Origin of the sequence: Streptomyces spororaveus, from assembly GCF_016755875.1 — a bacterium.
Lineage (GTDB): Bacteria > Actinomycetota > Actinomycetes > Streptomycetales > Streptomycetaceae > Streptomyces > Streptomyces spororaveus.
Map to the genome: position 1 here is coordinate 5,296,702 of NZ_BNED01000005.1, position 14,733 is coordinate 5,311,434.

The 14,733-nt window shown below is 71.5% G+C and carries 12 protein-coding genes; 9 read left to right on the forward strand and 3 right to left on the reverse strand.

Annotated features, from left to right (window positions below):
- The first annotated feature begins 95 nt into the window (after positions 1-95).
- The 6 genes from mtrA (at position 96) to Sspor_RS26355 (ending at position 7,423) form a co-directional block, all read left to right on the forward strand.
- Entirely contained in the window at positions 96-785 is a 690-nt protein-coding gene (gene mtrA / locus Sspor_RS26330) for a two-component system response regulator MtrA (protein ID WP_189747360.1), read from the forward strand.
- A gap of 22 nt (positions 786-807) precedes the next feature.
- Entirely contained in the window at positions 808-2,751 is a 1,944-nt protein-coding gene (gene mtrB / locus Sspor_RS26335) for an MtrAB system histidine kinase MtrB (RefSeq protein WP_202201335.1), read from the forward strand.
- Complete coding sequence (locus Sspor_RS26340; RefSeq protein ID WP_202201336.1) at positions 2,741-4,618, forward strand: LpqB family beta-propeller domain-containing protein; 1,878 nt, start codon at positions 2,741-2,743, stop codon at positions 4,616-4,618. Before mtrB ends, Sspor_RS26340 begins: the two co-directional genes overlap by 11 nt.
- 67 nt (positions 4,619-4,685) lie before the next feature.
- The gene (locus Sspor_RS26345; RefSeq protein ID WP_202201337.1) at positions 4,686-5,447 is read left to right on the forward strand and encodes a ComF family protein; all 762 of its coding nucleotides are present in this window, start codon (positions 4,686-4,688) and stop codon (positions 5,445-5,447) included.
- A gap of 327 nt (positions 5,448-5,774) precedes the next feature.
- A complete protein-coding gene (hpf, locus tag Sspor_RS26350; protein ID WP_252310561.1) occupies positions 5,775-6,470 on the forward strand; it encodes a ribosome hibernation-promoting factor, HPF/YfiA family in 696 nt (231 codons plus the stop codon).
- A gap of 209 nt (positions 6,471-6,679) precedes the next feature.
- Positions 6,680-7,423, forward strand: a complete 744-nt coding sequence (locus tag Sspor_RS26355; RefSeq protein ID WP_202201339.1) for a response regulator — start codon at positions 6,680-6,682, stop codon at positions 7,421-7,423.
- Between the two features lie 39 nt (positions 7,424-7,462).
- Here the strand turns inward: Sspor_RS26355 and Sspor_RS26360 are convergent, their stop codons facing one another.
- Complete coding sequence (locus tag Sspor_RS26360; RefSeq protein WP_202201340.1) at positions 7,463-8,638, reverse strand: winged helix-turn-helix domain-containing protein; 1,176 nt, start codon at positions 8,636-8,638, stop codon at positions 7,463-7,465.
- 38 nt (positions 8,639-8,676) lie between these two features.
- Complete coding sequence (locus Sspor_RS26365; RefSeq protein WP_202201341.1) at positions 8,677-9,252, reverse strand: GNAT family N-acetyltransferase; 576 nt, start codon at positions 9,250-9,252, stop codon at positions 8,677-8,679.
- Between the two features lie 240 nt (positions 9,253-9,492).
- Here Sspor_RS26365 and secA point away from each other — a divergent pair, with 240 nt between their 5' ends.
- The gene (gene secA, locus Sspor_RS26370; protein WP_202201342.1) at positions 9,493-12,291 is read left to right on the forward strand and encodes a preprotein translocase subunit SecA; all 2,799 of its coding nucleotides are present in this window, start codon (positions 9,493-9,495) and stop codon (positions 12,289-12,291) included.
- A gap of 149 nt (positions 12,292-12,440) precedes the next feature.
- Here the strand turns inward: secA and Sspor_RS26375 are convergent, their stop codons facing one another.
- The gene (locus tag Sspor_RS26375; protein ID WP_373318827.1) at positions 12,441-12,896 is read right to left on the reverse strand and encodes an Rv3235 family protein; all 456 of its coding nucleotides are present in this window, start codon (positions 12,894-12,896) and stop codon (positions 12,441-12,443) included.
- A 303-nt stretch (positions 12,897-13,199) separates the two neighbouring features.
- Here Sspor_RS26375 and Sspor_RS26380 point away from each other — a divergent pair, with 303 nt between their 5' ends.
- Positions 13,200-13,700, forward strand: coding sequence for a DUF6912 family protein (locus Sspor_RS26380; RefSeq protein ID WP_202201343.1), 501 nt, complete (start codon positions 13,200-13,202; stop codon positions 13,698-13,700).
- Positions 13,697-14,398, forward strand: a complete 702-nt coding sequence (locus Sspor_RS26385) for an HAD family hydrolase (protein WP_237404034.1) — start codon at positions 13,697-13,699, stop codon at positions 14,396-14,398. The genes Sspor_RS26380 and Sspor_RS26385 overlap by 4 nt, the downstream gene beginning before the upstream one ends.
- Positions 14,399-14,733 lie beyond the last annotated feature (335 nt).

A 14,733-nucleotide genomic window follows, 5' to 3' on the forward strand; every position in this document is an offset into this window, starting at 1 on the left:
ACTGGTGGGGCTGATCTCCACGCAGGTCCGAGGGTCGATTTCCAGCCCTTTTGGCTGTGGGACAGCTCACCGCCGGGTAACGATTAGCTAATGGGATGATGTCAACCATGAAGGGACGCGTCCTTGTCGTCGACGACGACACCGCGCTGGCCGAGATGCTCGGCATTGTGCTGCGTGGAGAAGGTTTTGAGCCGTCGTTCGTAGCGGACGGTGACAAGGCACTTGCTGCCTTCCGGGAGGCGAAGCCCGACCTGGTGCTGCTGGACCTCATGCTGCCCGGAAGGGACGGCATAGAGGTCTGCCGCCTGATCCGGGCGGAGTCCGGCGTGCCGATCGTCATGCTCACCGCGAAGAGCGACACGGTCGATGTCGTCGTGGGCCTGGAGTCCGGGGCCGACGACTACATCGTGAAGCCGTTCAAGCCGAAGGAGCTGGTGGCCCGCATCCGGGCCCGTCTGCGCCGGTCGGAGGAGCCCGCGCCCGAGCAGCTGGCCATCGGTGACCTGGTCATCGACGTGGCCGGGCACTCGGTCAAGCGGGACGGTGCCTCCATCGCGCTGACCCCGCTGGAGTTCGACCTGCTGGTCGCCCTCGCACGCAAGCCCTGGCAGGTCTTCACGCGTGAGGTGCTGCTGGAGCAGGTCTGGGGCTACCGGCACGCGGCGGACACCCGCCTGGTCAACGTGCACGTGCAGCGCCTGCGCTCCAAGGTCGAGAAGGATCCGGAGCGCCCCGAGATCGTCGTGACGGTGCGCGGTGTCGGCTACAAGGCCGGACCCAGCTGACGTGCAGTCCGGCGCTTCCGGCATGTCCGGCAGGGTCCCGGGCGGCTCCCGCCCGTGGAAGCTGCGCTTCGGCCGGCTGTTCCGGGACCGGGCGTCGAGCAGCCGGGTACTGCGGCTGTTCCTGCGCCTGGCGCGCCGGCCGCTGCTTCCGGCTGTCCGGCTGTGGCGGCGCAACATCCAGCTCCGGGTGGTCGCCGCCACCCTGCTGATCTCGCTCGCCGTGGTCCTCGCCCTGGGTTTCGTCGTCATCGCCCAGGTCAGCAAGGGTCTCCTCGAAGCCAAGGAGGAGGCGGCGCAGAGCCAGGCCGCGGGCGGGTTCGCGGTGGCGCAGGAGAAGGCCAACGCCCCGGCGACGGTGGACGGGCCCGACGCGACCGACAACAAGATCGGCCGGGACGCCAGTACCTGGATGAACTCCCTGGTCAAGCAGTTGGCCAGTGGCGGACAGACCGCGTTCGAGGTCGTCGCGCTGGGCGCCGGCACGGGCGATGAGGCGCTGCCCGGGACGCAGGGCGTCAAGGGCGCCAGGGCCTCCGGCAACGTCGATCCGACCGCCAGCGTCCCGCTGGGGCTGCGCCGGGCCGTCAACCACGCCACCGGCGCGTTCAAGACCTTCTCCGAGATCCGCTACACCAGCGGGGACGGGGCCAAGGAGCCCGAGCCGGCGCTGGTCATCGGCAAGCGGCTCTCGGACATCAACGGTGACCCGTACGACCTGTACTACCTCTTCCCGCTCACGCAGGAGGAGGAGTCCCTCAACCTGATCAAGGTCACGATCGTGACCGCGGGCCTGTTCGTCGTCGTTCTGCTCTGCGGCATCGCCTGGCTCGTCGTACGCCAGGTGGTGACGCCGGTCCGGATGGCCGCCGGGATCGCCGAGCGGCTCTCGGCCGGGCGGCTCCAGGAGCGGATGAAGGTCACCGGTGAGGACGACATCGCGCGTCTCGGCGAGGCCTTCAACAAGATGGCGCAGAACCTCCAGAACAAGATCCAGCAGCTGGAGGAGCTGTCCCGGATGCAGCGCCGCTTCGTCTCGGACGTGTCGCACGAGCTGCGCACCCCGCTGACGACGGTACGGATGGCCGCCGACGTCATCCACGACGCCCGGGTCGACTTCGACCCGATCACCGCGCGTTCCGCCGAACTGCTCGCCGGGCAGCTCGACCGGTTCGAGTCGCTCCTCGCCGACCTGCTGGAGATCAGCCGCTTCGACGCGGGGGCCGCGGCCCTGGAGGCCGAGCCCATCGACCTCCGCGACGTGGTCCGCCGGGTCATCGACGGCGCCGAGCCGCTCGCCGAGCACAAGGGCACCCGGATCCGGGTCCTGGGCGACACCCAGCCGGTCATCGCCGAGGCCGACGCCCGGCGGGTGGAGCGGGTCCTGCGCAATCTGGTCGTCAACGCCGTGGAGCACGGCGAGGGCCGCGACGTGGTGGTCCGGCTGGCGTCCGCGGGCGGGGCCGTCGCCGTCGCCGTACGGGACTACGGCGTCGGGCTCAAGCCCGGCGAGGCCACCCGTGTCTTCAACCGCTTCTGGCGGGCCGACCCGGCGCGGGCGCGCACGACCGGCGGGACCGGCCTCGGCCTGTCCATCGCCGTCGAGGACGCCCGGCTGCACGGGGGCTGGCTGCAGGCCTGGGGCGAGCCGGGCGGCGGCTCGCAGTTCCGCCTGACCCTGCCGCGCACGGCCGACGAGCCGCTGCGGGGCTCGCCCATCCCGCTGGAGCCCGAGGATTCCCGGGCCAACCGCGCCAACCGGGCCAGGGCCGCCGCCGAGGCCGCGGGCGGCGCGGCGGAGCGTACGCCCGCCGACGCCGGCGACCGTTCGCCGATACCGCCGCGCTCGCCCGTCGCCGGAGCGATGCCGGTGCCCGCCGACCCGACGGCCCTGCCGGGGAACGGGGCCCGGGTCGTGGCCCGCCCGGCCGAGCAGGCACAACAGGAGGACCGAGCCGATGGACGCTGAGCCCTTGGACGCGCGGGCGGGGCGTGCGCGGGTCCGGCTCCGGCGGCTGCGCACCGTACGGGCCTGGGCCTTCGGCACGGCCGGACTGCTGCTCGCCGGCTGCGCCTCCATGCCGGACAGCGGTGACATCCGCCCGGTGCAGGCCTCGCAGGGCGTGGACTCGCAGGTCCGGGTGTTCGGCGTACCGCCCGCGGACAAGGCCAGCCCGGCGGAGATCGTCGACGGCTTCCTGGAGGCGATGACCAGCGACGACCCGCAGCTGGAGACCGCCCGCAAGTACCTCACCGAGGCCGCCGCGAAGAGCTGGAAGCCCGGCTCCGCCGTCACGGTGCTGTCCTCCGGCCTCAACCGCGTCCCGAACAGGGGGGAGAAGGACCCCGAGGGGCCCCGCTGGAAGGTGACCGGGAAGAAGCTCGCGACCGTCGACGAGCACAGTGCGTACCAGCCGGAGACCGGGGCCGGTGACTACGAGGAGTTCCTCCAGCTGGTCCGGGACAAGGACGAGCAGTGGCGGATCTCGACCCCGCCGAGCGGGCTCGTGCTCAGCGAGTCGGACTTCCAGCGCATCTACATGCCGGTCAACAAGTACTACTTCGCGGGCGGCTCGCTCGTCGCCGACCCGGTCTACGTGCGTCAGCGCACCGATCCCGATTCGCGGATGGACCCCACCACGCAGACCGTGCAGTCGCTGCTGGCCGGGCCGTCCCGGTGGCTCGCCCCGGTCGTGGAGTCCAGCTTCCCCACCGGTACGGAACTCAGCCCGGGCACCAAGTCCCTTTCGTACGACGGGCAGAACACGCTGCGCGTGCCGCTCAACGAGAAGGCCGAGAACGTCGCGCAGCCGCAGTGCAAGAAGATGGCCACCCAACTCCTGTACACGGTCAAGGATCTGACGGGCTCCCGGCTCGACCAGGTCGAACTGGTGCGGGCGGGCGGCAAGTCGACGTCGCTGTGCTCGGTGAGCGAGGTGAACGCGGCCGCGATCGCGGGCCGCCCCAAGATCCCCGAGTTCCAGTACTTCGTCGACAACGAGCAGCGGCTGGTCCGGATGAAGCTGGACACGAGCAGCGAGGAGCAGCAGATCCGGCCCGAACCGGTGCCGGGGCCGCTGGCCACTCCTCCCGGGTTCAAGGTCAGGTCGGCGGCGGTCTCGCACGACGAGCGGCACGCGGCCGTGGTCTCGGAGGACGAGCACGCGCTGTACGTCGTACCGCTGGTCGGGGGCGGCCCGATGCCGCAGCCGCTGCCGATCGGCAGGGGCGGCAAGTCGGCGATGCTGACCGCGCCGAGCTGGGACGCTTCGGGCGACGTGTGGGTCGCCGACCGGGATCCGCAGTCGATGGGGCTGTGGCGGGTGCCGGGTGGCGCCGGGACCCCGGAGAAGGTGCAGGTGGCGGGGCTCGACGGCCGGAAGATCACCTCGCTGAAGGTGTCCGCCGACGGGGCGCGGATCGCGCTGCTGGTGGCGGAGGCCGACGGCAACAAGATCCTCTACGTGGGGCGGATCGAGCGGCCCGACGGCAAGGGTGACGTCTCGGCGGTGTCGGTGCGCGAGCTGCGCCCGGCGGCTCCGCAGATGATCGACGTGACGGCGATGAGCTGGGCACCGCGCGGCCGCCTGCTGGTGGTGGGCCGGGAGAAGGGCGGCGTGCAGCAGGCCCGCTACATGCTGGCCGACGGTTCGATGGTCGCGGCGAGCCTGCCCGGGGCCACCGGTCTGTCGGAGGTGGCGGTCGCGGCCATGGAGGACGAGGCGAAGCCGAAGCCGGTGGTCGCGTTCTCGGAGGACGGGATCGTGTGGCTGCCGCCGGGGGCGCAGTGGCGTACGGCCGCGCTGGGCGGCCGGGCCCCGGTGTACCCGGGCTGATCCGTCCCGCGGTCGCGGGTTGTCCACAGGGGTCGCGGGCCGTGGCCCGGCCCGTCAGTGTGGAGCCATGCGGGGGTGGTGGCAGGAGCTCGCCGGGCTGGTGCTGCCGGTCGACTGCGCCGGCTGCGGGGCGCTCCGGGTGCTGGTGTGCGCCGAGTGCCGGGAGGTGCTGAGCGGGGCCGGGGAGGGGCCGGTGCGGCCGTCTCCCAGCCCCGCGGGGCTGCCGGCGGTGCGGGCCGCCGCCGTCTACGAGGGGGCCGTACGGAGCCTCCTGCTGGCGCACAAGGAGCGCGGGGCGCTGCCGCTGGCCGGGGTGCTCGGCGGCGCCCTGGCGGCGGCCGTCCTGGCGGGCGCCCGTGGCGGCCCGGGCGGCGCCGGGGACGTGGTGCTGGTGCCCGTACCGTCGGCGCGGCGGCAGGTCCGGGCGCGCGGGCACGATCCGGCGCGCAGGATCGCGCTGGCGGCCGCGGGGCGGCTGCGGCGGGCCGGTGTTCCCGCGCGGGTGGCGCCCGTACTGGCGCTGCGGCGGGCGGTGGCGGACCAGGCGGGGCTGGGGGCGCGGCAGCGCCGGGAGAACCTCGCGGGGGCACTGGCGGTGCGCCGGGGCGGGTGGCGGCTCACGGCCGGGGCGGCCCGGATCGTGCTGGTGGACGACCTGATCACCACGGGGGCGACGCTGGCGGAGGCGGCGCGGGCGGTGCGCGCCGCGGGGCTGGTGACGGGCCCGGCGGCGGGCGCGGGGGCGAATCCGGGGGCGGCGCTGCGGGCGGCGGTGGTGGCCGCGCCGGCGGACTCCTTCAGGCGGATCGAACGGGCGCCACGTGTTTGAGCAACTCGGACAGAACGAAAAATCTTGTGAATAGATTTGGAACTGGCGGGGAAGGCCCATCGTTGCAGGTAGTAAGAGGGAACAGCCACCTGGATGGAAGTACATTCCGGTAGCGGGTGCCGACAACCGCCCGAGAGGGATATGTTCGGTTGTAAGGAACTCAGGAGGCTGTCTCCCGACTCCGAAGTCGGTGGGGTGTTGATCTTGCCGATGGGGGAGGAGGAGGTGAAAGTCGCCAAGTCCGAGGCTCCGGCCTTCACCGGAGTCTGGTGCGAAAGGGAGACGCTTCGCCCCGTCGGGCGGAGCTATCCGGGAACGGAGTTCTGCGTGGACATCGTCGTCAAGGGCCGCAAGACCGAGGTGCCCGAGCGGTTCCGCAAGCACGTGGCCGAGAAGCTGAATCCGGAGCGGATCCAGAAGCTCGACGCCAAGGTGATCAGCTTGGACGTCGAGGTGTCCAAGGAGCACAACCCGCGCCAGGCCGACCGTTCCGACCGCGTGGAGATCACCCTGCGTTCGCGGGGCCCGGTGATCCGGGCCGAGGCCGCCGCCGCCGACGCGTACGCGGCGCTCGACCTGGCTCAGGACAAGCTGGAGGCCCGGCTGCGCAAGCAGCACGACAAGCGTTACACCCGCCGTGGCAACGGCCGGCTCTCGGCGGCGGAGGTCGCCGACGTGGTGCCGGGCGTCGCCTCGCTGAACGGCAGCGGTCAGCCGGTGTCCGAGGAGAAGACGGACGGGGTACCGATCACCCGGATCGGATCCATCGAGGTGCAGGGCGAAGGCCCGCTCATCGTCCGCGAGAAGACCCACTCGGCCGCACCCATGTCACTCGACCAGGCCCTGTACGAGATGGAACTGGTCGGCCACGACTTCTATCTGTTCGTCGACTCCGAGACGAAGATGCCCAGTGTTGTCTACCGCCGCCATGCCTATGACTACGGCGTCATCCACGTGAACCCGGACGGTGCCTCCACCTCGGAGGAGCCGCGGGGCGGCGCCGGTGGCGCGCTCGGCGGCTGAGGCAGGGCACACCGTTTCGTCGCCCTCGCGCAGGCGCCACGGCGCCTGCGCGGGGGCACCTGCATGACGGGTGTGCGACGGGTATGCGCCAGGTGGCGCACTTGTGGCCCCCGCGCCGTGGTGCGGGCATGGAATCATGGCGTGCAGTCAACCGGCTGCGGTGTGTGTCCGGTTGGCCCAGCGACTGAGCACATGCAGGGGGAGGAACGATGGCGGACAGCTTCGGGCCGGTGCGCGGGGACGGCGACGTCGCGGGCTGCCGCGGGACGGACCCGACGCAGGAGCCCGCCCGGGAGCCCATCAGGGTGCTCGTGGTCGACGACCACGCGCTGTTCCGGCGGGGACTGGAGATCGTCCTCGCGCAGGAGGAGGACATCCAGGTCGTCGGCGAGGCCGGGGACGGGGCGGAGGCCGTGGACAAGGCGGCCGACCTGCTTCCGGACATCGTGCTGATGGACGTGCGGATGCCCCGGCGCGGCGGGATCGAGGCGTGCACCTCGATCAAGGAGGTGGCCCCCTCCGCGAAGATCATCATGCTGACGATCAGCGACGAGGAGGCGGACCTCTACGACGCGATCAAGGCGGGTGCGACCGGGTACCTGCTGAAGGAGATCTCGACGGACGAGGTGGCCACGGCGATCCGGGCGGTGGCGGACGGCCAGTCGCAGATCAGTCCGTCGATGGCGTCGAAGCTGCTCACCGAGTTCAAGTCGATGATCCAGCGGACGGACGAGCGGCGGCTGGTGCCCGCGCCGAGGCTGACGGACCGGGAACTCGAGGTCCTGAAACTGGTGGCCACCGGTATGAACAACCGTGATATCGCCAAGCAGTTGTTCATTTCCGAGAACACCGTGAAGAACCACGTCCGCAACATCCTGGAGAAGCTGCAGCTGCACTCCAGGATGGAGGCCGTGGTCTACGCGATGCGGGAAAAGATTCTCGAAATCCGCTGACCTGATCGTCCGGCGGCACCCGGCAGCACCCGGCGGCGCTCAGCGCGCGGCGAGTTCCGCCGTGACGGCCGCGGCTTCCGCGGGTGAACTCGCGCGCTCGACGCGCACCTCGTCACAGCCGACCCATTCCGCGGCCTCCCGCAGGGCCTGAGCCATCGGGCCCGCGGCCTTCGGGGAGGTCAGCGAGAGCTGCCGGGCGACCAGCGTGCGGCCCTCCCGGGCCGGGTCGACGCGGCCCTGGAGCCGGCCGCCCGCCAGCAGCGGCATCGCGAAGTACCCGTGTATCCGCTTGGGCTTGGGCACGTACGCCTCCAGGCGGTGCGTGAAGCCGAAGATCCGCTCGGTCCGGGGGCGGTCCCAGACCAGGGAGTCGAAGGGCGACAGCAGCGTCGTGCGGTGGCGGCCCCTGGGGGCCTCCGCGAGCGCCGCCGGGTCCGCCCACGCGGGCTTGGACCAGCCCTCCACCTCGACCGGGACCAGCCCGGATTCCGCGACCACCGCGTCGAACTCCTCGCCCTTGAGGCGGTGGTAGTCCGCGATGTCCGCGCGGGTGCCGACCCCGAGGGACCGGCCGGCCAGGGCGACCAGGCGGCGTACGCACTCGCGGTCGTCCAGGTCGTCGTGGAGCAGCGCGTCGGGAACGGCCCGCTCGGGGAGGTCGTAGACCCGCTTCCAGCCGCGGCGCTCGCTGCACACCACCTCGCCGGTGTCGAGCAGCCACTCCACCGCGATCTTGGTCTCGGACCACTCGAACCACTCGCCGCCGTTCTTGGCGCCGCCCAGCTCGGTGGAGGTCAGCGGGCCGTCGGCGCGGAGCCGGTCCAGCACCGCCCGCGTCGAGCGCTCCTTGTCCTGCAGGACGTGCCAGCGGTGGCCGCGCGCCCGGCGGGCCCGGCGGCGGAACGCGAAGTGCGGCCATTCCTCGATGGGCAGGATGCAGGCCGCGTGCGACCAGTACTCGAAGGCGTGCCGGTCCGACCAGTAGGCCTGCTCCACGGTGTCCCGGCCGACCGCGCCCAGGCGGGCGTAGGGGATCAGCTCGTGCGAGCGGGCCAGGACCGAGATGGTGTCCAGCTGCACGGCGCCCAGGTGGCGCAGGACCCCGCGGACCCCTCCGCGGCGGTCGGGTGCCCCGAGGAAGCCCTGCGCCCGCAGGGCGATGCGGCGGGCCTCGTCGGCGGAGAGGGACACGGTCGGCGGCGGCAGGCTGGTCATGCGCGGAAGCCTAGGCGGTGCCACTGACAGCGGACCGGTCAGGCGGCGGTCGGTGGGAGGTAGGGCATCGCCGGGGTCAGGCCCAGGTCGGAGGGGAGGAGGGCACCGATCCAGCAGTCGCGGTACGTGCCGCGCTGGATGATGCCGGCCCGCAGGAGGCCCTCGACCTGGAAGCCCGCCTTCTCGGCCACGGCGCGGGAGCCCGTGTTGCCCACCTCGGCCCGCCACTCCAGGCGCCCGATGCCGAGCTCGGTGAAGGCCCAGCGGGCGACGGCCAGGACCGCCTCGGTCATGTAGCCCCGGCCGCGGTGCTCCTTGACCGCCCAGTAGCCGACCTCGTAGCTCTCCGCGCTGTGGACGTGCAGGCCGACGGACGCGACCAGCGGGCCCGCGGCTCCCAGGCGTACGGCGAAGGGGAAGGCCGTGCCGGCGCGCCAGCCGCCGGGCGCGGTCTCGGTCACCCAGGTGTGCGCGTCCTCCTTCTTGTAGGGGGAGGGGACCAGCGTCCAGCGCTGGATGTCCGGGTCCTGTGCCGCGGCGTAGACCTCGGCCTCGTCCGCGAGGACGAAAGGCCGCAGTACCAATCGGTCCGTGCTCAGTGTCGTGGGCTCCATGAAGCGATTCTGCTGCCGGGCCGACGCCCGCGGCGAACAAATTTCGGTGATCCCTCCGGGTGGTGCGGCACCTTCGGTGTCCCCCGTACGTTCTCAATACGGGCACCCGTGCCCTCGCGGGAACGGCGGACCTCCCGACGCGGCCACGTCCTCGCTTACGATGGCCGTTGCGGTGGGGCCCACCTGCCGTGCCCGTGTACGTACAGTGCCCAGGCCCGACCGGCAAGGAGACAAACCTCGGTGTCCGTCTTCAACAAGCTCATGCGTGCAGGCGAAGGCAAGATCCTGCGCAAACTGCACCGCATCGCGGACCAGGTCAACTCCATCGAAGAGGACTTCGTCAACCTCTCCGACGCCGAGTTGCGAGCGCTCACGGACGAGTACAAGCAGCGTTTCCAGGACGGCGAGAGCCTGGACGACCTGCTGCCCGAGGCCTTCGCGACCGTACGCGAGGCGGCCAAGCGCGTCCTCGGCCAGCGGCATTACGACGTCCAGATCATGGGCGGTGCGGCGCTGCACCTCGGCTACGTGGCCGAGATGAAGACCGGTGAGGGCAAGACCCTCGTCGGCACGCTGCCCGCGTACCTGAACGCGCTGTCCGGCAAGGGCGTCCACCTGATCACGGTGAACGACTACCTCGCCGAGCGCGACTCCGAGCTGATGGGCCGGGTGCACAAGTTCCTCGGCCTGGAGGTCGGCTGCATCCTGGCGAACATGTCGCCGGCGCAGCGCCGCGAGCAGTACAGCTGCGACATCACCTACGGCACGAACAACGAGTTCGGCTTCGACTACCTGCGCGACAACATGGCGTGGTCCCAGGACGAGCTCGTCCAGCGCGGCCACAACTTCGCCGTGGTCGACGAGGTCGACTCGATCCTCGTCGACGAGGCCCGTACCCCGCTGATCATCTCCGGCCCCGCCGACCAGGCCACGAAGTGGTACGGCGACTTCGCGAAGCTGGTGACCCGCCTGACCAAGGGCGAGGCCGGCCAGCCGCTGAAGGGCATCGAGGAGACCGGCGACTACGAGGTCGACGAGAAGAAGCGCACCGTCGCCATCCACGAGTCCGGTGTCGCCAAGGTCGAGGACTGGCTCGGCATCGAGAACCTCTACGAGTCGGTGAACACCCCGCTCGTCGGTTACCTCAACAACGCGATCAAGGCCAAGGAACTCTTCAAGATCGACAAGGACTACGTCGTCATCGACGGCGAAGTCATGATCGTCGACGAGCACACCGGCCGTATCCTCGCCGGCCGCCGCTACAACGAGGGCATGCACCAGGCGATCGAGGCGAAGGAAGGGGTGGACATCAAGGACGAGAACCAGACCCTCGCCACGATCACCCTGCAGAACTTCTTCCGCCTCTACTCGAAGCTGTCGGGCATGACCGGTACGGCCATGACCGAGGCCGCCGAGTTCCACCAGATCTACAAGCTCGGTGTCGTCCCGATCCCGACGAACCGCGGCATGGTCCGCAAGGACCAGCCGGACCTGATCTACCGGACCGAGGTCGCGAAGTTCGCCGCCGTCGTCGACGACATCGCGGAGAAGCACGAGAAGGGCCAGCCGATCCTCGTCGGTACGACGTCGGTCGAGAAGTCCGAGTACCTCTCCCAGCAGCTCTCCAAGCGCGGCATCCCGCACGAGGTGCTCAACGCCAAGCAGCACGACCGTGAGGCGACGATCGTCGCCCAGGCCGGCCGCCGGGGCGCGGTCACGGTCGCCACGAACATGGCCGGCCGCGGTACCGACATCAAGCTCGGCGGCAACCCGGACGACCTCGCCGAGGCCGAGCTGCGCCAGCAGGGCCTGGACCCGGAGGAGCACATCGAGGAGTGGGCGCACGCGCTCCCCTCGGCGCTCACCCGGGCGGAGGCCGCTGTGAAGGCGGAGTTCGAGGAGGTCAAGGAGCTCGGCGGGCTGTACGTGCTGGGCACCGAGCGTCACGAGTCGCGCCGTATCGACAACCAGCTGCGCGGCCGTTCCGGCCGACAGGGCGACCCGGGCGAGTCCCGCTTCTACCTGTCGCTGGGCGACGACCTGATGCGTCTGTTCAAGGCGCAGATGGTCGAGCGCGTCATGGCGATGGCGAACGTCCCGGACGACGTTCCGATCGAGAACAAGATGGTGACGCGCGCGATCGCGTCGGCCCAGTCGCAGGTGGAGACCCAGAACTTCGAGACGCGCAAGAACGTCCTGAAGTACGACGAGGTCCTCAACAACCAGCGTGAGGTCATCTACGGCGAGCGCCGCCGCGTCCTGGAGGGCGAGGACCTGCAGGAGCAGGTGCGCCACATGATGGACGACACCATCGACGCGTACATCGCGGCCGAGACGGTCGAGGGCTTCGCCGAGGAGTGGGACCTGGAGCGCCTGTGGGGCGCCTTCCGGCAGCTCTACCCGGTGAAGGTCACCATCGACGAGCTGGAGGAGGCCGCGGGCGACCGCGCGGGCATCACCGCCGAGTTCATCGCGGAGTCCGTCAAGGACGACATCCACGAGCAGTACGAGACGCGTGAGAAGACGCTCGGCTCCGAGATCATGCGTGAGCTGGAGCGTCGCGTGGTCCTGTCGGTGCTCGACCGCAAGTGGCGTGAGCACCTGTACGAGATGGACTACCTGCAGGAGGGCATCGGCCTGCGGGCGATGGCCCAGAAGGACCCGCTGGTCGAGTACCAGCGCGAGGGCTTCGACATGTTCAACGCCATGCAGGAAGGCATCAAGGAGGAGTCCGTCGGCTACCTGTTCAACCTGGAGGTCCAGGTCGAGCAGCAGGTCGAGGAGCTTCCGGTGCAGGACGCGGCGCCGTCGCTGACGAAGGAGCCGGCGGGTGCCCGTCCGGAGATCCGGGCGAAGGGCCTGGACGCTCCGCAGCGGCCGGACCGGCTGCACTTCTCCGCCCCGACCGTGGACGGGGCGGGCGGTGTCATCGAGGGCGACTTCGAGAGTGACGCCGCCGGTGGCGAGGGCGACGGGATGACGCGGGCGGAGCGGCGCAAGGCGCAGAAGGCCGCGGGCGGGCGTCGCCGGAAGAAGTAACCCGCCGCCGTCGGCGAGCTGGAACTGTCGGCCGGGGCCGGACACCTGGGGTGTCCGGCCCCGGCCGCGTCGTGTGCGGGTGCGGCGCCGCCGCCGGGGCCCCGCCCCGGACCCCGCGCCTCGATCGCCTGCGAGGCGGAAGGACCGCCTCATGGGCGGGGGCCCCGGATTTCCACCGCTGCGCAGCGCCAGCGGAGGTCCGGGCCCTGTTCGAGGCGGAAGGCCATGGCCGTGAGGCGGTCGCCGGTGGCGATGCGGGCGAAGGCCTCGATGACTCCGGGGCCCGGGATGAAGCGGCCGCACTGGCGCACGACCGGGCGCAGGCGGTCGCGGAGGGGGTCCGAGGGGGCCAGGGTGATCAGCTGCTGGTAGGCGGGGCCGATGGTGTGGCCGAGGAGCGAGTGGACCGGGCGCAGGCCGCTGACCACCGCGAGGAGGTGTTCGGCGAACCAGTGGTGCGGGCCCAGCCGCAGGGTGGGCGGGGGTCCGGCCGCGGCCGGGCGCCGGGGGTCGCGCCGGCCCGCCGGCCGGGTCCGCGTCCGGCCGGCGGGCCGTCGGCGGCCGCCGTCGTTGCCGGTCATCGTGCCGCGCGTCGTCGTGTCCATCGCGAGCTGCCCCCCGAAAAGTCCGGGCCCGGAGCGGTACCGGGCGGTAACTTGATGGGGATCTTCTACGGCCGCCGCACACGCTCCGCAACCACGCCCGCGGCCCGCCCGGCCGCCGGCCCGCTTCACCTATCCGGGTGGGCGGCGGCCGGTCCCCGGCTCCCGGAGGCGCCACTTCGCGTACCCGGGTGGACGGGCGCGGCTCCCGGTCCGGGGCCCCGAAGGGGGACGGAGTCCCTCACCCGCCCGGCCCCGTCCGAGTCGTATCCTGAGGGCGTTTCCGACTACCGAAAGCAGCCGGCCATGCGCGTGTACGTCCCCCTGACCCTCCCCGGGCTCGCCGAGGTGCACAAGGCGGGTGAGCTGGGCCCCGCCCCGCTGCTGGCGTACGCCGTCACCCCCGGGCTCCGCGAGTGGTACGTGTCGGACGACATGGAGGAGCTGGAGTACGCGGCCCTGAACCGGGCCGCGCTCGCCTCCCTGCGGCTGGTCGCCGCGGACGCGGGTGCCCCGCGCCGCCGGGTCGTGGTCGCCCTCGACGTCGACGACAAGGCCGCCACCGCCACCTCCGGGGCCGACGAGGCCGCGCTCGGCCAGGTGACCCTCGCCGCCGCCGTACGGCTCGCCGTGGCCGCCGCCGTGCACGTGGACGCCGACGACGCCGACGAGGACGTGGCCGCCGCCACGCGGGCCCTGGAGGCCGCCGACGGCGGGGACGCGCGGGCGCAGCTCACCGTCGACGGGGCCGAGGACCACGAGCTGCTGTGGTTCGGCGTGCAGGAGATTCCGGGGCTGCTCAAGTGACCGACACGACCGCCGTGACCGCCGCGACCGCCACCACCGCCCCGAACCACATCGTCTGGGACTGGAACGGGACGCTCCTCCACGACATCGACGCCGTCATAGCCGCGACCAACGCCTCCTTCGCCGAGCTCGGCTTCGCGCCGATCACCCTGGAGACCTACCGCGACCTGTACGTCGTCCCGGTGCCGAAGTTCTACGAGCGCCTCATGGGCCGGCTGCCCACCGAGGAGGAGTGGCTCGTCATGGACGACACCTTCCACCGCCACTACTGGGCCGCCGCCCAGGACGCCGGGCTCGCCGAAGGCGCCCGCGAGCTGCTCCGTGACTGGCAGCAGGAGGGGCTCACCCAGTCCCTGCTGTCCCTCGCGCCCCATGACAAGCTCGTCCCCCTGGTCCGGTACCACGGCATCGACCAGCACTTCCTGCGTGTCGACGGCCGGATCGGCCCCTCCCACACCTCCAAGGCGGGACACCTCGTACGTCACCTGGCCGCCCTCGACGGGACGGGTGTGACGGCGGACCGTACGGTCCTCATCGGAGACGCCGTGGACGACGCCCTCGCCGCCGCCCACGTCGGAGCCCGGGCGGTTCTGTACACGGGCGGCTCGCACAGCCGCAGCAGTCTGGAATCAGCCGGAGTGCCGGTCGTGGACAGCCTGGCCGAGGCCGTCCGGACAGCTCGCGAGCTGGCCGGATAGCGACGGGACGGGCCGCTGCACGGACGGCCGGTCACGTCGCTGGCCAGAGTGTCAAAGTTCCACCCCAAGATTTGTACAGATGCAGCGAATGACGTCCTGGGGGTAGGTCGGGATAGCCTTGTACCCGTGATCAGCGCGATAGTCATCGGGGGCACTGGAGCCTCCGGCCTGCGCCCGGCGCACGACCGTGCCCGGGCCTTCGCTGATCCCCGCCCCCGGGACGTTCGGCCGATCATGGCTCATTCCCTCCCGGTCGGCTCTCTCGACGGCATAGCGTCGATCCCGAACGGACACCCCGCCTCGCGGCGCTATGTCATTCCTTCCTTCACCTACGT

Bases quoted from the DNA above. Each gene is read 5' to 3' on its own strand.
- mtrA (WP_189747360.1), top strand. From the start codon at position 96: ATGATGTCAACCATGAAGGGACGCGTCCTTGTCGTCGACGACGACACC.
- mtrB (WP_202201335.1), top strand. From the start codon at position 808: ATGTCCGGCAGGGTCCCGGGCGGCTCCCGCCCGTGGAAGCTGCGCTTC.
- Sspor_RS26340 (WP_202201336.1), top strand. From the start codon at position 2,741: ATGGACGCTGAGCCCTTGGACGCGCGGGCGGGGCGTGCGCGGGTCCGG.
- Sspor_RS26345 (WP_202201337.1), top strand. From the start codon at position 4,686: ATGCGGGGGTGGTGGCAGGAGCTCGCCGGGCTGGTGCTGCCGGTCGAC.
- Sspor_RS26355 (WP_202201339.1), top strand. From the start codon at position 6,680: ATGGCGGACAGCTTCGGGCCGGTGCGCGGGGACGGCGACGTCGCGGGC.
- Sspor_RS26360 (WP_202201340.1), bottom strand. From the start codon at position 8,638: ATGACCAGCCTGCCGCCGCCGACCGTGTCCCTCTCCGCCGACGAGGCC.
- Sspor_RS26365 (WP_202201341.1), bottom strand. From the start codon at position 9,252: ATGGAGCCCACGACACTGAGCACGGACCGATTGGTACTGCGGCCTTTC.
- Sspor_RS26375 (WP_373318827.1), bottom strand. From the start codon at position 12,896: ATGGACACGACGACGCGCGGCACGATGACCGGCAACGACGGCGGCCGC.
- Sspor_RS26380 (WP_202201343.1), top strand. From the start codon at position 13,200: ATGCGCGTGTACGTCCCCCTGACCCTCCCCGGGCTCGCCGAGGTGCAC.